This is a genomic window from Pseudomonas sp. ICMP 561, assembly GCF_002699985.1.
Classification (GTDB): Bacteria; Pseudomonadota; Gammaproteobacteria; order Pseudomonadales; family Pseudomonadaceae; genus Aquipseudomonas; species Aquipseudomonas quasicaspiana.
In genome coordinates this window covers 391,418-409,465 of sequence record NZ_LKBT01000034.1, presented here as the reverse complement: position 1 = coordinate 409,465, position 18,048 = coordinate 391,418, and the positions used below count along the sequence as shown (strand labels likewise).

Annotated in this window: 13 protein-coding genes; all 13 read left to right on the top strand. The window is 60.5% G+C overall.

What is annotated here, in order from left to right:
• The first annotated feature begins 9 nt into the window (after positions 1 to 9).
• Positions 10 to 1,344: a type VI secretion system baseplate subunit TssK gene (gene tssK / locus AO242_RS21785; protein WP_099270319.1), complete on the top strand. Its 1,335-nt coding sequence runs from the start codon at positions 10 to 12 to the stop codon at positions 1,342 to 1,344.
• A 6-nt stretch (positions 1,345 to 1,350) separates the two neighbouring features.
• A complete protein-coding gene (locus AO242_RS21780) occupies positions 1,351 to 2,673 on the top strand; it encodes a DotU family type VI secretion system protein (RefSeq protein ID WP_099270353.1) in 1,323 nt (440 codons plus the stop codon).
• The gene (tssM, locus tag AO242_RS21775; protein WP_099270318.1) at positions 2,670 to 6,176 is read left to right on the top strand and encodes a type VI secretion system membrane subunit TssM; all 3,507 of its coding nucleotides are present in this window, start codon (positions 2,670 to 2,672) and stop codon (positions 6,174 to 6,176) included. Before AO242_RS21780 ends, tssM begins: the two co-directional genes overlap by 4 nt.
• The gene (tagF, locus tag AO242_RS21770) at positions 6,173 to 6,823 is read left to right on the top strand and encodes a type VI secretion system-associated protein TagF (RefSeq protein ID WP_099270317.1); all 651 of its coding nucleotides are present in this window, start codon (positions 6,173 to 6,175) and stop codon (positions 6,821 to 6,823) included. The genes tssM and tagF overlap by 4 nt, the downstream gene beginning before the upstream one ends.
• A complete protein-coding gene (locus tag AO242_RS21765; RefSeq protein WP_099270316.1) occupies positions 6,824 to 7,543 on the top strand; it encodes a PP2C family protein-serine/threonine phosphatase in 720 nt (239 codons plus the stop codon).
• A gap of 11 nt (positions 7,544 to 7,554) precedes the next feature.
• A complete protein-coding gene (locus AO242_RS21760) occupies positions 7,555 to 10,587 on the top strand; it encodes a serine/threonine-protein kinase (RefSeq protein ID WP_099270315.1) in 3,033 nt (1,010 codons plus the stop codon).
• Entirely contained in the window at positions 10,587 to 11,303 is a 717-nt protein-coding gene (locus AO242_RS21755; protein ID WP_099270314.1) for an ABC transporter ATP-binding protein, read from the top strand. Before AO242_RS21760 ends, AO242_RS21755 begins: the two co-directional genes overlap by 1 nt.
• A complete protein-coding gene (locus AO242_RS21750; RefSeq protein WP_099270313.1) occupies positions 11,303 to 12,505 on the top strand; it encodes an ABC transporter permease in 1,203 nt (400 codons plus the stop codon). The genes AO242_RS21755 and AO242_RS21750 overlap by 1 nt, the downstream gene beginning before the upstream one ends.
• Positions 12,498 to 14,219: a formylglycine-generating enzyme family protein gene (locus tag AO242_RS21745; RefSeq protein ID WP_099270312.1), complete on the top strand. Its 1,722-nt coding sequence runs from the start codon at positions 12,498 to 12,500 to the stop codon at positions 14,217 to 14,219. Before AO242_RS21750 ends, AO242_RS21745 begins: the two co-directional genes overlap by 8 nt.
• A gap of 86 nt (positions 14,220 to 14,305) precedes the next feature.
• The gene (gene tagQ, locus AO242_RS21740; protein WP_099270311.1) at positions 14,306 to 15,241 is read left to right on the top strand and encodes a type VI secretion system-associated lipoprotein TagQ; all 936 of its coding nucleotides are present in this window, start codon (positions 14,306 to 14,308) and stop codon (positions 15,239 to 15,241) included.
• A gap of 95 nt (positions 15,242 to 15,336) precedes the next feature.
• The gene (locus AO242_RS21735; RefSeq protein ID WP_027900019.1) at positions 15,337 to 16,242 is read left to right on the top strand and encodes an NAD synthetase; all 906 of its coding nucleotides are present in this window, start codon (positions 15,337 to 15,339) and stop codon (positions 16,240 to 16,242) included.
• Positions 16,239 to 16,685 (top strand): hypothetical protein, encoded by a 447-nt coding sequence (locus tag AO242_RS21730; RefSeq protein WP_099270310.1) that lies wholly within the window; start codon positions 16,239 to 16,241, stop codon positions 16,683 to 16,685. Before AO242_RS21735 ends, AO242_RS21730 begins: the two co-directional genes overlap by 4 nt.
• A gap of 369 nt (positions 16,686 to 17,054) precedes the next feature.
• Positions 17,055 to 17,816 (top strand): hypothetical protein, encoded by a 762-nt coding sequence (locus AO242_RS21725; RefSeq protein ID WP_241154049.1) that lies wholly within the window; start codon positions 17,055 to 17,057, stop codon positions 17,814 to 17,816.
• Positions 17,817 to 18,048: the final 232 nt, after the last annotated feature.

Here is an 18,048-nt window from a genome sequence, read left to right as displayed (position 1 = left end):
GGAGAACTCATGTCCTGGAACAATCGAGTGGTCTGGTCGGAAGGCATGTTCATTGGAACACAGCATTTCCAGCAGCATGACCGTTACCTGGAAAACCTCATCGATGCCCGCAGTCGGCCATTGTCAGCCGGTGCCTGGGGGTTCTCCGAGTTATTGATCGATCAGGGCCTGCTTGCACAGGGCAAACTCGCAATCATCTCGGCCCGTGGGCTGTTGCCGGACGGGACGCCATTCAATATCCCTCAGGATGACCTGGCACCGAGCCCGCTGAGCATTGATGACAATCTACGTGACGGGCTCATTTACCTGGCCTTGCCACTGCGCCGTGCTGGCGCGCGCGACACGGTTGATGAAGGCGAAGAACCTGGCGCGGCACGCTACATCAGCCAGGTGCGCGAAGTGCGCGATGACAACGCGCCGTTCGAGAACCGCGCACCGGTAGCCATTGGCTCCCGCGCGTTACGCTTGCTGACCGCACAGGATGGCTTGGGTGATTACGCAGCCATCGGCATGGTGCGCATCAAGGAAAAACGTGCCGACCGGGCGCTGGTGCTGGATGACACTTACATCCCGCCGGTGCTGGATATCGCGGCCAACGCCCTCTTGAGTGCGTTTCGTAATGAGCTGTTGGGCCTTCTGCATCAGCGCGGCGAAGCGCTGGCCGGGCGCGTGGTAGCGTCCGGCGCGGGCGGAGCCTCGGAGATCGCTGACTTCATGCTGCTGCAACTGGTCAATCGGGCTCAGCCCCTGATCCAGCACCTCGCTCACCTGAGTCCATTGCACCCCGAGCGGTTGTTCAGCGAACTGGTCAGCCTGGCGGGAGAGTTCGCGACGTTCTCCGTGGCCGAGCGTCGCCCAGCGGAGTATCCGCCGTACCAGCATGACAATCTGGCGCTGAGCTTCACCCCGGTGATGCACGCCCTGCGTGAAGCCCTGTCGATGTTGATCGACAGCAAAGCCACGCCGATTCCGATTGTCGAGAAAGCCTACGGTATTCATGTCGCCATGCTGGCCGACCGCAGCCTGATCGAAAGCGCCAGCTTCATTCTTGTCGTCCGCGCCGACGTGCCGGGCGAAACCTTGCGCGGCCGCTTTGCCCAACAGAGCAAAGTCGGTTCGGTTGAACACATCCGGGACCTGGTCAACCTGCAACTGCCGGGCATCGGCCTGCTGCCATTGCCGGTTGCGCCTCGCCAGATTCCGTATCACGCAGGCTCCACCTATTACGAACTGGACCGTGGCAGTGAACACTGGAAACAGCTGATGAATTCCGGTGGCTTTGCTTTCCATGTAGCCGGTGATTTCCCTGGGCTGAACCTGGCTTTCTGGGCCATCCGAGGATAAATGGCGATGACCCGGAACGACGATCCTTCAAACCCGTTTGAATCCCCCAATGACCGCACGCAGTTCATGCCGCGACCCGGTGGGCGCGGGCCGCAGCCGGTAAATCCGGAGCAACCGACGGCCCCACCTGCTGCTCCCGCCGGCCCGGCGCTGACCGGCAAGGCGCAAGGCCTGAACCCGCTGGAGTCCGCCGCCGGGCCATTGCTGGCTTTGCTCACGCGCTTGCGCAGCACCATCGCGCATCCCGCACCGGCGAGCCTGCGCGCACAACTATTGGGTTATCTGCGCCAGTTCGAACAGGACGCCGAAGCAGCCGGTATCGCTCGCAATGAGGTGCTGCTGGCCCGTTATGCGCTGTGTACCGCGCTGGACGAAGCGGTGCTGAGCACGCCTTGGGGCAGCACCAGTGAGTGGGGCAAACAAAGCCTGCTGATCACGGTGCACAACGAAGCCTGGGGCGGTGAAAAGGTCTTTCAGCTTCTGGAACATTGCCTGCAAAGCCCGCGCGAACACCTGTATCTGCTGGAGTTGCTGTACCTGTGCATGTGCCTGGGTTTCGAGGGCCGCTATCGGGTCATGAATGACGGTCGCAGTCAGCTGGACGCTTTGCGTGAGCGGACCAGTGCAGCCATCCGCAGTGCACGGGGTGAATACGAACGCGAGCTGTCGCCTCATTGGCGCGGGCTGAGCGTGGCGCGTGATCGTCTTTCCCAATTCATGCCGCCCTGGGTCGGCGTAGCCATTGGCCTGGCGCTGCTGTTACTGCTGCTCTTCGGCCTGCGCCTGAAGCTGGCATCCGATGCCGAACCGGTCTTCAAGAATATCCATGCACTGGGTGAAATTCCGGTGCAGGCCATTGACCGTCCTGTCGTGCAGCCCAAGCTGGTAGAGCGTCCCCGCCTGGCGGGCTTCCTCGCTGATGAGATCAAGGCAGGCCGGGTCTCCGTGGAAGACGCTGTGGATCGCTCGGTGGTAACCATTCGTGGTGACGAGCTCTTCGCTTCCGCCAGCGCCAGCATCGTCGACGATTTCCAGCCCCTGATGCTGCGCATCGCCGACGCGATTCGTAACGTCAAAGGCCAGGTTCGCGTCACGGGCCATAGTGACAATCGCCCCATCGCCACCCTGCGTTTCCCGTCGAACTGGGCATTGTCCCAGGCGCGTGCCGAGCAGGTGTTGCAGATTCTCGCCGCTAAAACCGGTCAGCCGCAGCGCTTTACCGCCGAAGGGCGTAGCGACACCGAACCGCTGGCACCAAATAACACCAGCGAAGGCCGGGCGAAGAATCGCCGGGTAGAAATCACTGTTCTGGCGGAGGGGGTCGAGTGAAGGCGTTTTTCGGTTTTTTCATTCGCTGGATCGTCCCGGTTCTGGGCCTGATCGCGTTAAGTTTGATTATCTGGTTTGTCGGTCCGTTGCTCGAAGCCCTGGTGCCGGAAGGCCGTCGCTGGGCGCTGATCATCCTGCTGTTCGCTGCATGGCTCGCATACCGGGTATTTCGCATCGTTCAGGCGCGTCGTCAGGCCGCCAGAGTCATGCAAAGCCTGGCTGCGCAAGAGGCTCCGGACCCGGCCAGTGTCGCCACGGCAGAAGAACTCGCCACCTTGCGCCAACGCATGGACGAAGCGCTGACACTGCTCAAGAAAGCCCGACTGGGCGGCGATGAGCGACGCAATCTGTACGAACTGCCGTGGTACGTGATCATCGGCCCGCCGGGTTCGGGCAAGACCACTGCGCTGGTCAATTCCGGTCTGCATTTTCCGCTGGCGGCGCAGATGGGTGCGGGCGCGATTCGCGGTGTGGGCGGGACGCGTAACTGCGACTGGTGGTTCACCGATCAGGCCGTCTTGCTCGATACCGCCGGCCGCTATACCACTCAGGACAGCCATGCGCAGGTCGATAAAGCCGCGTGGCTGGGCTTTCTGGACCTGCTGAAAAATCAGCGTTCGCGGCGTCCTATCGACGGCGCTTTCATTGCCATCAGTCTGTCTGACCTGTTGCTCGGCACTGATGCTGAGCGTGAGGCGCATGCCGTTGCAATCCGCGCGCGTATTCAAGAGCTGTATACCCAGCTCGGCGTGCGTTTCCCGATCTACCTGATGCTGACAAAGCTGGATCTGGTGCCTGGCTTCATGGAGTTCTTCGATGCCTTGAGCAAAGAGGAGCGTGAGCAGGTCTGGGGGATGACCTTCGCCCTCGACGACGGTAAAAACGCGCAAGGCCCGCTGGCTGAATTCCTCAATGAGTTCGCCCTGCTGGAGCAACGAATCAACGCACGTCTGGTGGAGCGCTTGCAGCAGGAGCGGGATCCGGCGCGGCGCGATTTGATCTACGGCTTCCCCCAGCAATTCGGCGCGTTGAAAGATTGTCTGCAAAGCTTCCTGGACGGGGTGTTCAAACCCAACGCTTACGAAGACCGAGCTTTGCTGCGCGGGGTGTATTTCACCAGCGGCACCCAGGAAGGCAGCCCGATTGACCGTCTAATCGGCGCCATGGCCCAAAGCATGAGCCTGGACCGCCAGCATCTGGCGCGCCAGAGCGGCACCGGGCGCAGTTATTTCATCCACAAGCTGTTCACCGCCGTGGCGTTTGCCGAGCGGGGACTGGTGGGCGTCAACCCGAAAGTCGAACAGCGCCGCAAATGGATTGCCCGTGGGGTTCTGGCAGCGACCATCGCAGTGGTGCTGACGGTCAGTGCATTGTGGTGGGTCAGTTATCGCGCCAACCAGGCGTACATCGCTCAGGTCGATCAGAAGGTCGCGCCTTTGGGCCAAAGCGTACAAAACCTGAGCCCGGCACAACGCGATGTGCTGGCGGTATTGCCATTGCTCAATGCGGTCAAGCATCTGGCAGGTGACGCACCGGACTGGTCTGAGGGGCTGGGGCTTTATCAAGGCGACATGCTTGAGGCAGAGTCCGGCAGCGTCTATCGCAAACTCCTCATCGCGGTCTTCGCACCACGCCTGGTGACGCGCATTGAAGAGCAACTCCACAGCGGTGGCAGTTCCGATTACCTGTACGAAGGTCTGAAGGCCTACCTGATGCTCGCCGACAACGAGCATTACGACCCTGACTTCATCAAGGCATGGATTGCTCTGGACTGGGACCAAAACCTGCCCCGCGACCTGCCGCCGGAACAACGCCAGCAATTGGGTGAACATCTGCAGGCGCTGTTCGAGCGCCACCCGCCTAACGCACGCCTGGACCAGCGCCTGATCGACGACCTGCGCCGCCAGCTGCAACAGTTGCCTGTTGCGCAACGCGTTTATGACCGGGTCAAGCGACACAAACTGCCCGAAGGCGTCGCTGACTTTCGCCTCAGTGAGGCGGCCGGTCGCGATGCGCCACTGGTGTTTGCGCGCAAGAGTGGAAAACCGTTGGGCGATCCTTTGAGCGGCTTTTTTACCGCCAAGGGCTATCGGGAAGCCTTTCTGGCCACCAGCCTGACGCAAGCGGGCACGCTGGCAGAAGAGCAATGGGTGCTGGGCCGCGATCAGGCTGATCAACAGAATGTTGCCAGTCTGGCCGCGGACGTCAGGCGTCTGTATTTCCAGGACTACCTGAGAAACTGGGACGCCCTGCTCGCCGACATCGACTTCGTGCCCATCACCAGCGTGGCACAAGCCGCAGACGTGCTGCGCGTCCTCTCCGGACCTTCTTCGCCCTTGAAGAAACTGCTGGTGGCCGTCGCCAAAGAAACAGACCTGCAACAGGAAGAAAAACTCCTCGCCGCTCAAGGCAAGAAAGTCGACGGCAATGTCGATCAGCTCAAGCAAAAGCTCGGCTCATTGCTGGGTCAGGAACAACCGGCCAGCAACACCGCAACGCCGGTCAGCAGCGAAGACCCGGTCAGTGCGCACTTTGCCGAACTCAACAGCCTGGTCAGCAAGGGCGAAGGCGAACCGGCTGCCATTGACGGTCTGTTGGCGGACATGAACGCGCTGTATGTACAGGTCAGCGCCATGGTCGGTGCCAGCGGTGATGCGCTGCTTGGCGAAGCGAAAAACTCGGCCACGGCCGCAGCACAACGCGTCAGCCTGACGGCGGAGCGCCAACCGCCTCTGGTGCAGGGGCTGGTCAAATCAGTGGTCAGCTCCACCACCAATACGATGATGGGCGGTGTGCGAAACCAGTTGAACGCGGCCTGGGTGAGCGAGGTGGTCAACGTTTATCGCCAGTCCCTGAGCGGGCGTTATCCCCTGTCGCCCGGCAGCAATCGCGATGCCACGCTGGATGACTTCGGCCAGTTCTTCGGGGTTGGCGGAGTGATGGACAACTACTTCCGCAGATACCTGCAACCTTACGTCGATACATCGGCTTCCACCTGGCGCTGGCAGCCCGGTGCAGCACAGAAACTGGGGATCAATGCAGGCGTGCTGCAGACCTTCCAGCGTGCTGCGGCGATCCGTGATGCGTTCTTCCGTTCAGGTGGAACCCAACCGATGGTGCGCTTCGAGCTGAAACCGGTGGCCATGGATGCTTCGATCACCCAGTTCCTGCTCGACCTTGATGGTCAGCAGATCAGTTACGACCATGGCCCGAGCCGCCCTGTGGCGATGCAATGGCCGAATGCCGGGAGCATCGGCGTGGTCCGTATGTCCATTTCGCCGCCATCGGCCAGTGGTCGCTCGGCCATTACCCTGGACGGCCCGTGGGCCTGGTTCCGTCTGCTGGAGCAATCGGATCTGGTCGCGGGCAGCTCGCCAGACCGCTTCAATCTGCGCCTGCGGGTCGACAGCGCGAGCATCTCCTACGAGCTGCGCGCCAACAGTGCTTTCAACCCATTCAAGAGTCGCGTCCTCAGCGGCTTCAGCCTGCCGGAGCGGTTATGACGACAGGGTTTTACGGCAAGCTGGCCAGCCGCGGCGACTTTGTCAGCCGTGGCCTGCCGCAGAGCTTTATCAAGCCTTGGGACGCCTGGCTCGCAGCCGGGTTGCTCGCCAGCCAACAGCAACTGGGCAGCCAGTGGCTGGACGCCTATCTGGTCAGCCCGCTCTGGCGTTTCGCACTGGCCCCCGGCGTGTGCGGGCCTGATGCCGTGGTGGGTGTGCTGATGCCGAGTATTGACCGGGTCGGACGTTATTTTCCGCTGACCGTGGCTCAACCTATGGCCAGCGATTACAGCCTTGGCGCAGTGGTGACCGGCCCTGAAGACTGGTTCGAACAGACCGAAGCATTGCTGCTCTCGACGCTGGACGAAGGCGCCAGCTTCGAAACGTTTGACAGCAGCCTGCAAGCGCTGGGCGCACTGCCTGCCACGCCCCGACAGCCTGTGAGCAACTTTGCCGGTTTGCAGCGAATTTCCGCGACGGAACCTGCGCAGCGCAGCGCGGCACTGGTGGACAAGGCCTGCGACCACGCGAGTCTGTGGTGGGGCAAGGGCTCGGAACAGATCGCGCCGGGGCTGCTGCATTGCGCAGGGCTGCCAGCCGCCGCGCAATTCGGCAGTTTTCTGCTTGGGCAAGGAGCCACGAACTAGATGTCTCGCATCACCTATAAATCTGCCTGCTACAGCCACGTCGGCATGGTGCGCAAGATCAATGAAGATGCCTCGCTGGAGCTGACCGAAAACGGTCTGTGGGCTGTGGCCGACGGCATGGGTGGTCACGCCGCCGGGGACTATGTCAGCAGCCTGATCGTGGACAGTCTGCGGGGTATTCCGGTGTCGCAGGATCTGTCGCTGTACACCCGCGAGTTGCGGTCCCGGATGGCCGAGGTCAACGCGACGGTGCGCGAAGAAACCAAAACCCGTGGCGTGAGCATGATGGGCAGCACGCTGGTGTTGCTCGCCGTAAGAGAGGACGAAGGCGTGTGCCTGTGGGCCGGTGACAGCCGCCTGTATCGCTTGCGCGACGGTGTACTGGAAAGCCTCTCCCGAGATCACAGTTACGTCCAGGACTTGCAAGACAGCGGTCTTCTCAGCGAAGCACAGGCCAGAGTGCACCCGCGCGCCAACATCGTGACCCGCGCCATTGGCGTGGAGGAAGGACTGGAGCTGGCCATGGTGCCGCTTCAGATCGTCCCCGGCGACACCTATCTGCTGTGCAGCGACGGCCTGAACAAGACCGCTGAAGATCATGAAATTCGCGACGTACTTGGCCACAGCGACCCGTATCAGGTGGTGCGCAGCCTGATACACCTCGGGCTGACGCGTGGCGCCCCCGACAACATCACGGCAATCGTCGTCAAAGCCAACTGAAGAAAGCATCCATGGATATCTCGATACCCGGTTTTGACATAGAAGGTGAGATTGGCGAAGGCGCCATGGCCACGGTCTATCTGGCGACCCAGCGTTCACTGCAACGCAAGGTGGCGCTAAAGATCATGGCCGCGTCGCTCGCCGCCGACCCCAGCTTCTGCGAGCGCTTCCTGCGCGAAGGACGCACCCTCGCGCGGTTGTCGCATCCGCACACCGTCACCATCCATGACATCGGCAATGTAGACGAGCTGTACTACATGGCCATGGAATACTTGCCCAATGGCACGCTGAAGGAACGCATCGCTGAGGGCCTGAGCCCCGAGCAGGGCTTGCTGTTCATCCGCCAGATCGCCTCCGCGCTGGGTTACGCGCACGCTCAAGGGCTGGTCCATCGCGATGTGAAACCGGCCAACATCCTGTTCCGTGCCGACGGCACAGCGGTGCTATCGGACTTCGGCATCGCCAAATCCCTGGACGACCGCACGCAGTTCACTCAGGCCGGTTTCACCGTGGGCACGCCCAGCTACATGAGTCCCGAACAGGCTCGCGGACAGGACATCGACGGGCGCGCCGACCTGTATGCCCTGGGCGTGGTGCTTTACGAGATCCTCGTCGGCAGGCTGCCGTATACCGGCGTCGACGCACTCTCCACTGCGCTGGCCCACCTGACCGAGCCGTTGCCAGAGCTGCCAATCCATCATGACCGCTATCAGGACATCCTGCGTCGGCTGTTGGCCAAGGACCCGGCGGAGCGTTTTGCCAATGCCGAACAACTGATTGCCGCGCTGGATAACCTGCCGTCGGCAGCGACTGAAAGCACGCTCATTCAAACGCTGCCGATTCCACCACAGGCAGGTCTTGATCTGGCCGGAATCACCCCGGAGTCCATCGAGATTCCCCGCAGCGCGCCAACGTCGCCGACGCCCCCATTGGCAAAACCGACAGCTGAAAAAACGGAGACTTCCGGCCAGCGTCGAGGCCCGATGCTGGCGTTGCTCGGTGTCGCAATCGCTGCTGCACTGGGCCTTGCGGGCGGAGGTTACTGGTGGATGAGCTCACAAAGCTCAACGGGAACGACCCAGACAGACAACGCACCGACAACACCCCGCTCTTCAGCGGCAAACACAGCGCCTGTTGGTCAATCGTCAGCGGTGGATCCGGCCCTTGCAGCCAACGCCGATGGCGGACAGCGCCCACTGTTGATGCCCGGCAAGAAAACCCTGTTCCAGCGTGTGTTGAGCAAGCCCGGCGCGAGCTATGCGAGCGAACCGGGTGGTCAGGCAAGCAAACCGCTGCCTTCGTTTTCTGTGCTTTACGTTTACCAGCGCCAGACCGTCGATGGCACCCAGTGGCTACGCGTCGGCCCGGCCAGCGATGGACGCAGCGAAGGCTGGCTGCCTGCTGCTCAGATCAGCGACTGGAAACAAAGCCTGGTGCTTAAATTCACTGAGCGCTCCGGCCGTTCACCCGTGATGTTCCTGCGCCAGCCCGGCGAACTGGAAAACATGCTGAGCAACACCACCGCCGCAAGAAACCTGTTGCTCAAGGCACAAAACGACCCGGACGATAGCCAGCAGGTGCTGGCACTGGAGCCAAGCGCCAGCGCAGTACCGCCGGATCAGTTCTACCTGTTGCCAATCTTCGAATCCCGGGAAACCTTCGATGAAAACGGCCAGCCTGTTCAGTTGTTGAATGTGGCGTCCATAGACCCCGGCAGCGAGCAACGCAAATCTGCCGATAGCGCGAACGCTAAACCACAGGCCAGCACCGACAACTTCCGCACGGCAGTCGTGCTGGTTGTGGACACGTCGGTGTCGATGCAGCCCTACATCGATCAGGTTCGCACCGTCGTGCAAGAACTGCAGAGCAAGATCGCTCAGCGCGGTGAGCTGGACAATGTCAGCTTCGGGATGGTCGGGTTTCGCAACAATGTCAGTAAGACCCCTGGACTGGAATACTTGAGTAAAACCCTGATCACCCTTGATCAGGGTCGCGATCCAGAGCGATTCATGCAACTGGCCAGTCAGGTCAAGGCAACCTCGGTATCGAGCCATTCCTTCAACGAAGATTCATTCGCCGGGGTCATGCGGGCAGTCAACGACATGGATTGGTCAGGCTACGGCGGGCGCCTGATCCTGCTGGTCAGTGATGCCGGTTCTCTGCGCAAAAACGACCCTTACAGCAGCACGCAAATGAACGAGGCGGAGGTCCGTCAGGCGGCGCTGAGCAAGCAGATCAAAATCTATGCGCTGCACTTGCGCACCGACGCCGGCAAGAAAAACCATGCGCAGGCAGAGCAGCAATATCGAACGCTGACCGCCGACGCCAACCCGAAAATCGGTGATCTTTACATCCCTGTCGCGGGCGGTGATGTCAGCAAATTCGGCGCGCAAGTCGATGAGATCGGCACGGTATTCGCCGACCTTGTGCATCAGGTACGCAGCAACCAACCGCAGGCTGTGCCAAATCTGGCTGCTGCGCCCAGCGTTGCCGACAAGTCAGCGGCCATCGGTTATGCGATGCACATGGATTTCCTTGGGCGTAAATCGGCGAGTCAGGCCCCGCAACTGGTCAGCGCCTGGGCCGCTGACCGCGACCTGACCAACCCGACGCTGCCCGCGTTTCAGGTCTGCGTCATGCTGACCAAGTTGCAGCTCAACGACCTGCAGCAATCCCTGAAGCTGATCGTTGATGCCGCTCGCAAAACCAAGACATCACCGAAGGACTTTTTCCAGGAAATCGCCAGCGCCAGCGCCTACATGAGTCGTGATCCTTCGGCACTGCGCAAAGGCGCAAAACTGGCCGAAGGCGGCGTCCTCGGTGAATACCTTGATGGCCTGCCTTATCGCAGCAAGGCGTTGAGCATGACTCAGGACTTGTGGCTGTCGTTGAGCGTGGCGGAACAGGAAGACTTCATCGACGAACTGGATTCGAAAATCCGTCTCTACGAAACCTTCCACAATGATCTGGCCAACTGGGTCCGGTTCGGCGACGCCGAGCCGGGCGACGCGCTGTATCGCGTCCCGCTTTCGACGCTGCCCTGATGCTCAGCCTGCGAGATGTGCGCAAGACGCGAGGCTCGGGCAGCCAGCGTTACAGCCTGGTGATTCCGCGCCTGGAGCTGACTGCCGGGCAACAATGGGCGTTGCTTGGGCCAAGCGGCAGTGGCAAGAGCACGCTGCTGGATCTGCTGGCGCTGGTGTCGTCGCCGGATCATGCCCAGCGTTTTGACTTCTCGACGTCACAAGGCGAATTCGACATCGGTGGCCTGTGGCGTAACGCGCAGCAGAACCACCTGGCGCAATTGCGCAGCCGTCATCTGGGTTACGTACTGCAAACCGGCGGCCTGCTGAGCTATCTCGATGTGCGCGGCAACATCACCCTGCCCCGCCAGTTACTCGGCCTGAAGGACGACGGCCGCGTGCAGCGCCTGGCCGAGCAACTGGAAATCGCCGACCAACTGCACAAGAAGCCACCTTCGCTTTCCGTTGGGCAGCGCCAACGAGTCAGTTGCGCCCGTGCGCTGGCTCACTCGCCGCAATTGGTACTGGCCGATGAACCCACCGCCGCACTGGACCCGTTCAATGCCAACAGGGTCATGCAGCTTCTGCTCAGAGGCGCGGCAGATCAGCAGACCTGCTGCGTGATCGCCACCCACGACGAAACACTGGCTCGTACAAACGGCCTGCGTTGCCTGCGGATTGCTTGCCGACGCGACCCGGACGGCGGTGTCACGGCAACCCTTGAGGAGGCCCGCTGATGCGCCCTTCTCTAGTGGCCAGCCTGGCCTGGCAAGATTACCGCGCCGATGCACGCCTTTCGGCCTGTGCCGTGCTGGCATTGGTGGCCGTGATCGCACCGCTGCTGGTGCTGTTTGGACTCAAGTTCGGCCTGATCAGTAGCCTGACCCAACGTCTGGAACAAGATCCCGGCGTGCGCGAAGTAATCCCCATGGGCGGCGGCCGCTTCACCCGAGGCTTCGTCGAACTCCTGGCACTACGGCCTGACGTGGCATTCGCCATACCGCGCACCCGACAAATCGCAGCCACCGCAGATTTGAACAGCCAGGCGGCAGGTCCGGCGGTGAACGTCGAGATGATCCCCACGGCAGCCGGTGACCCGCTGCTGGAAGGTCTGAAAGTGCCGGTTCAGATCAACAGTCTGGTCCTCAGTCATACCGCTGCGGAAAAACTTGGCAGCAAACCGGGCGATTGGCTAGACGCCTCTTTCACCCGGCAAGTCGCCGGTCAGGCACAGGTGCAACGCACTCGTCTGCAAGTGCTGGCGGTGTTGCCTCTGGCAGCCTTCGAGCGCGATGCAATGTTCGCAACGCTGAGCCTGCTGGAGGCAGCCGAAGATTACCGCGATGGCCGTGAAGTCACAGCGCTGGGCTGGTCAGGCGACCCTACAACGTCTGCGCAAAAGCGGGTCTATCCGGCGTTCCGGCTGTATGCAAGCGACCTTGATGGCGTCGAATCCCTGCGCCGCTATTTCGCTGACAGCGGACAACTGGTTTCCACTCAGGCACAGGCCATCGACCAGGTTCGGTCCCTGAGCAACAACCTGTCCATCACCTTCTGGATCATTGCCGGGCTGGCCGTCACCGGTGCATTCGCGGCTATTTTCGCCGGAGCGCTGGCGGCCGTTGAGCGTAAGCGGCGTGAGCTATCGGTCTTGCGTTTGCTCGGTTTCAGTACCGGCGCGCTGCTGCTGTTCGTGGTGCTCCAGGCTCTCTACAGCGGCGGGCTGGCGGCCCTGCTCGCGGCCGGCGTGTATGGCCTGGCCGAAACTGGACTGAACCGATTGTTCGCGCAGGCAACCAACGAGTACGCCAGTCACCTGCTACCTGTTCACTACCTCGTCGCCCTGCTCGCGGTGCTCGGTGCCAGCCTCAGCGCGGCGGCGATGGGCGGCTGGCGCGTGGCACGAATTGAAGCTTCAGAAGGAATTCGAGATGTTTGAGTTTCGCAAAGCCGCGCTGGCCTTGGCTGTTGTGTCGCTGTGTATGGCCGGTCAGGTGCTGGCCGACGATACCGACAAACTGGATAACCCCAAGCCACTGCCGGATGACGTCAGCCTGCCGCTGCCTTGTGACGGCGAAATGGTCTTTCGCTACGTTTACATCCTCGCGCAAGGCAGCCTGGATGATCGCGAAATCAGCCTCGGCTATCCGTTCAGCGAAGGCGAGCCTGGCTACAAACAGTCGTTTATTTCCGGCTATCGGCGCGACTTCATCAACGGTCAGTTCACCCTCAAGGACTTGTCCAGTGACTGGGGCAAGACCATTGGCCCAGTACTGCCCAAAACCGACAAGGGCACGCCGCTCAAGCCGATGATGTACTTCATCGGCAAGTACGAAGTCACGGCGCGTCAATACGCGCAAGTCATGGCTCAGGCTCAGTCGCTGGCCAGCGGTGAACCTGCCCCGGCATGCGAAGAGCCCCAAGGCATGGCCGCTCGCTTGCCGAAGGTCAAACTGTCGCGCTTCGAAGCCGAACGCTTTGCGGCGGTCTACAGCGCCTGGCTGATGAAAAACCATCGCGACCTGCTGCCGGTCAGCGGCCGCGGTAACGACGTCGAGGACGGTGGTATCGGATTCGTTCGCCTGCCCACTGAAGTGGAATGGGAGTTCGCGGCGCGTGGCGGCCAGGCGGTCAGTCGGCAGGAGCTAGAAGCACGGCTGTTCCCTCGCCGTGTTGAAGGAAGCGAAAGCGACGGCCCGCTCGCAGACTGGGCGGTCTTCAATCAGGTGGCGGGCGGTACCGGCCAGGCCGCAAGACTGACGCCCATTGGCACCAAACTGCCTAACCCCATCGGCATGTTCGACGTCATCGGCAACGCGGCGGAAATGGTTCAGGAGTCTTTCCAGCTGGTTCATGCCGGGCGTCGCCAGGGCACCTACGGAGGTTTCGTTGCCAAGGGCGGCAACTACCTTGAGGGCGAAGGCACGCTGTTTACCGGCATGCGCCGCGAGTACCCGCTGTTTGCCGCCGACGGTACCGAACAAAGCAATGAAACCACCGGCTTTCGGGTTGCCATTGGCGCGCTGTCGGCACCCCGCTCACGCTACAAAGAGCTGTTCACTCAATGGGAAAAGGAAGGTCGTCTGGCCTCGCTGACCGACGCCATTGATGACGCTCAGGATCCGACCAAGCGTCTGGACAGCATCATCGCCGCCAGTGCCGATCCACGTCTGCAAGCCGAGTTGGGACTGGTCAACGAAGAGCTCAAGCGCAATGTCTCGCTGATCGCCCGACAGCGCGAAGAGGCCGCAGGCAACCTGATTCAGTCAGCGGCATTGGTGGCTGAAACCATCAGCAACTACAACATCCGCCTGACCAATCTCAAAAAGAGCCAGCAACAGGCGCTGGACGCAAAAGATGAAGCGACGGCCAAGCTGTTTGGTACCGCCCTGGACAACGGCCGTAGCGCGCTGGATGGCGCCGTTGCGATCTACATCGACAACCTGGCCACGGGCACTCGCTACACCGATGCGGTGATCCAGGCGCAATTCCAGCGCATCAAGGAAGAACTCAATCGCAAACCGATCATCGGCAAGAGTCTGGTGACACGGGCAACACTATTCGTGCGTCATGTCGGCAACTACCGCCAGCAAAAGCGGGCTGATCCGGCGGCGATATTGAAGGAATTGCTTGCATCGGCAGGTCAGCAATGACCCGTCGTAGTCTTGCAAATACAGAGGGGACTCGGGCGGCTGTAAGCCGCGTCGGGCTAGTCCAAACTAAAGAAGAGAACGCAAATATGCTTTTGTCCCGTAAACCCCTGCTCACCCGTTCCACTGGTCGCGCTCTGATGATGACCGCGGCTGGTTTTGGCGCGGTCATTCTTACCGGTTGCGCCAGCTCGCCAGTGTCCAAAGTAGGCGCGACCACCAAGGTCGAGTACTACCCGACATGCTACGAGCCGGTACAACACCTGCGCAGCACTGATTCGGACATGACCAAATCGGTCGCTACCGGTGCCGCACTGGGCGCTGTGGGTGGCGCACTGGCCGGCGCATTGACCGGTGACTCGGAGAAGCGTGGCCGCAACGCTGCCATCGGCGCAGCGGGCGGGGCATTGGTCGGCGGCGCAGCCGGTTACTACACCGAGCGTCAGAAGCAGATCACCGATGACAAGCAACGTATCGCTTCGTACGCAGGCGACATCAACAAAAGCGCCGCTGACATCGACCGCAGCACTGCTTACGCTCGTGCTTCTCAGTCCTGCTATCAGCAGCAGTTCGCCAACCTGATGACGGCCCGCAAAGCCAAGACCATCAACGACACCGAAGGCCGTAAGCGCCTGGCGGAAATCGTATCGGGCCTGAAAGAGTCCAACGACCTGATCACTGCCGTAAACGGTCGTGCCAGTGAAGACCTGAGCAACTACACCCAGGCTTACGAAAAAGACCTGCAACAAGTCGGCGTACAGCGCACCGACGTAGCAACCGTGGCTGCAGCCGACGCCGCTCCAGCTGCCGCAGCGACCACCAAGAAAAAGACCAAGCAGCCAGCGAAAGCCAAACTGCCGGTCGTTCCACAAGAAGCCGTGAAGACCGAGAAAACCCTGGTCGACGCCAAAGCCAAGCAGGCTGAAAGCGACAAAGTCGCTACTGCTGGTAAAAGCCAGGTTGAGGGCATGTGCAAAAGCCCTGACGTAGGCGACTGGGCTCCGGTTCCTTGCCCTAACGTTTGATTGGCTGGCTGTCGCTGTAATCGATAACCGCCATCGGCCCTCTCTGCCTGAGGGGGCTGCTGGCGGTTTATCGTGCATGACAAGGAAGAAACAACATGACCCAGATTCTCACCGGACTGAGCAACAACCCCTCTCAATTCCTGGCCCGCCAACGCATCGAAAGCCGCATCAACCTGCCCCGGCTGTTCGCCGCGATTGATGCCGACCCCGGCATCGTGGGTGCTGGCGTGGTCTACATCGACGCCGACTTCAACGTCGTCACACTGCGCGAATTCACGCCCATCTGCAGCATCCAGCCCAAGCGCATCATCCTGCGCGAAGCCAAGAAATACATCGCCCCCGCCCAGTTTGCCCACGAGGTGCAAAACAACCCCCGCGAATCACGTGTGGTCAAGGAAGCGGTCGGCGCCACCCTGTCGTGCGCTGGCGCAATACTGGGCTGGCTCGTGGTGTTCAGCGGAACGGTGGCGGTGCCGTTTACGGCGGGGGCTAGTATTGTGGTTGCGGGGATTGGGGTTGCTGCTGCGACTGCAAGTACCGGGCAATGTGTAATTGGAATGGTGCGCACCTACAATGAAACAGACGACCCATTAGCTAACGACTCGATGGACGACGCTAACTGGTACCGTAACGTTACGCCCGTTCTGGATGCTGTTTCTCTGCTAGGAGTTGGTGCATCAGGACTGACAACACTCAGGTTTTTACAGGCTCGTAAGGCAGCCACAGGCCGTAGCTGGTATGAAACGTCGAAAGGCCTGTCCAGACAGCAGCGTAAAGCTTTGACGGAGGAGTTGCTCACGCTTAAGCACCCGGAGCTCACAAGCAAATTGCTAAAACTAAAGCAGCAATCCGGCGCTCTCACGAAACGCTTTACTCCCACGCAAATACAGCATGCCACACGCACCCAGATACAAGACGCGCTGGGAGCATCTATCGGTTTGGTAGGCAGCGGCACAGTTCAAAGCATCGCGGTCGGTCTTTACGAGGAGCTAGCACCATGATGCAGACCGACGGCTTACAAGCCTTCCTTGCCAGATACTTCCCAACATTCATCGGCGCATTCTTTCTCGCGGTATTTTCCATAAGTGTCGCCATCTCATTGGCAAGCAGTACTTACTTTCGCGAGTATTCCGAGCGGGGTAGCTACTCGGCGATGGCAGCCATCGCGCTCTCGGTGGTCCTGTGTTTCGGTAATTTCATGATGATCCGGGGGAGGACCTGGGGTGTCTGGATCATCGTCGCATTGCTGATAATCAGCCTGCTCACGGTGCTACTCACCTTTAGCTACAGGCCGCACATGTTCTCCTACACCACTGGAATACTTTTCCCTTTGCTTGGGCTGCTGATGCTCAACTCGAAAAGGCATCGGGAAATGCGGGATGAACTGGTCAAAGTTCGAGAGCAACGCGTGAAAGCCCGGAACAAAGGCCGTAAGCGTCTGTGATTCGGCACCGCCGGATTTTGTGGGAGCTGGGCTTGCCCGCGATGCAGACACCGCGACCTTTCAGGTAGATCACCAAAACCCTATCGCGGGCAAGCCTCGCTCCCACAGAGACCGCGCTCATCCCGTAGGACCGGCTTTAGCCGGGAGAACGTCAGGGCAGTCGCTAAATTTTCTTCTGCAGAAATACCGCTCTCCCGGCTAAAGCAGAGTGCCGCCCGGCAGTCCTGCAAGAGCAAGACAACGCAGTGTCAGTACATCGAAAAGCTCCTGAGCACCGCACCCTGTGTAACGCTGGCGAAACACTTTCAATCGGTTTACCCTCGACTCACCTGGCGCAAAGGATGCGCAGTCCACATCAAGGAAGAGTGTATGGATTCAAGCGAGAGCCAGCCTCGGGACAAACTCAATCCCTTTGAGCATTTGCACGCTCAGGCTGATGACGCGCCTCGGGCGTATACACGCCACTCTTCCAGCGCTGCACGAAGCTGGCGGCGCATTTTCGTGCCGTTGCTGGTCGTCGTTGCCGCAGGCTATCTGCTGGTGCATTTCAGCGATCTTTTAAGCAGCACCGTTAGCCGTGTGACCGTGCACCACAATCCTGAGCCCACGCTGCCCGTCAGCTCAAACCCGGTGCCGCCGATTTACACGCAGGACGCCTTGATCGAACCCAAACCGCTCGCCGACTGCATAAAACCAGACAACATTATCGACGAAGCCGTAGCCACCTGCCGCTACGGTCAATTTCCCCGTGCAACCGAGAATCCAGACGCCCGCGGTATGGTGAGCGCGTCCTACATGGCGAAATACAAAAACGAGCAGCAACAACCTGCCCGAACCAAGCGCGTCACGGCCTTCAACGTCGAGCGGGCCACCGTTTGGCAATGGGACGGTAAACGCACCTACGCTGCCGAATGGGCGATCAATAACAATCGCATCGACGGCACCAGTGTCTGCGCCAACTATCGACGTGGCTCAATTGAACACCGCGAATGCCGCAAAGGCGCCAAAGTTTACTTCCGGGAAAAATGCCGCGAATGGGGCAAGCGTCGTGACAGAGATGGCAGCGACGCCAGCCAGGCGGTTCAGGAGCGTTTCTGCTCGGCCGGTGATGGCTTCAATCCGCTGAGTTAAGCGCGTGTCGTGATGGCAGAAATGCCGTTATACCAACCCATATTGCTAGCAATCCATTGGATTGATATTTTTTTGCCACTTTTTTCCGACATCTTTTGTAACGCCCTTCCCCCTATAAACTGGGGACCACATGCAAACCGGTGCGTCATCCCGCCACAGGTGGCCCGGTCTAGAGCGGTTGCCATCATCGTCCCCAGATGGGATAAATAAAAAGCAAACGGGCTCGAAAATC

What these genes read in the sequence shown, in the direction of transcription:
- tssK (WP_099270319.1), top strand. Translation starts at nt 10, where the DNA reads ATGTCCTGGAACAATCGAGTGGTCTGGTCGGAAGGCATGTTCATTGGA.
- AO242_RS21780 (WP_099270353.1), top strand. Translation starts at nt 1,351, where the DNA reads ATGACCCGGAACGACGATCCTTCAAACCCGTTTGAATCCCCCAATGAC.
- tagF (WP_099270317.1), top strand. Translation starts at nt 6,173, where the DNA reads ATGACGACAGGGTTTTACGGCAAGCTGGCCAGCCGCGGCGACTTTGTC.
- AO242_RS21765 (WP_099270316.1), top strand. Translation starts at nt 6,824, where the DNA reads ATGTCTCGCATCACCTATAAATCTGCCTGCTACAGCCACGTCGGCATG.
- AO242_RS21760 (WP_099270315.1), top strand. Translation starts at nt 7,555, where the DNA reads ATGGATATCTCGATACCCGGTTTTGACATAGAAGGTGAGATTGGCGAA.
- AO242_RS21755 (WP_099270314.1), top strand. Translation starts at nt 10,587, where the DNA reads ATGCTCAGCCTGCGAGATGTGCGCAAGACGCGAGGCTCGGGCAGCCAG.
- AO242_RS21750 (WP_099270313.1), top strand. Translation starts at nt 11,303, where the DNA reads ATGCGCCCTTCTCTAGTGGCCAGCCTGGCCTGGCAAGATTACCGCGCC.
- AO242_RS21745 (WP_099270312.1), top strand. Translation starts at nt 12,498, where the DNA reads ATGTTTGAGTTTCGCAAAGCCGCGCTGGCCTTGGCTGTTGTGTCGCTG.
- tagQ (WP_099270311.1), top strand. Translation starts at nt 14,306, where the DNA reads ATGCTTTTGTCCCGTAAACCCCTGCTCACCCGTTCCACTGGTCGCGCT.
- AO242_RS21735 (WP_027900019.1), top strand. Translation starts at nt 15,337, where the DNA reads ATGACCCAGATTCTCACCGGACTGAGCAACAACCCCTCTCAATTCCTG.
- AO242_RS21730 (WP_099270310.1), top strand. Translation starts at nt 16,239, where the DNA reads ATGATGCAGACCGACGGCTTACAAGCCTTCCTTGCCAGATACTTCCCA.
- AO242_RS21725 (WP_241154049.1), top strand. Translation starts at nt 17,055, where the DNA reads ATGGATTCAAGCGAGAGCCAGCCTCGGGACAAACTCAATCCCTTTGAG.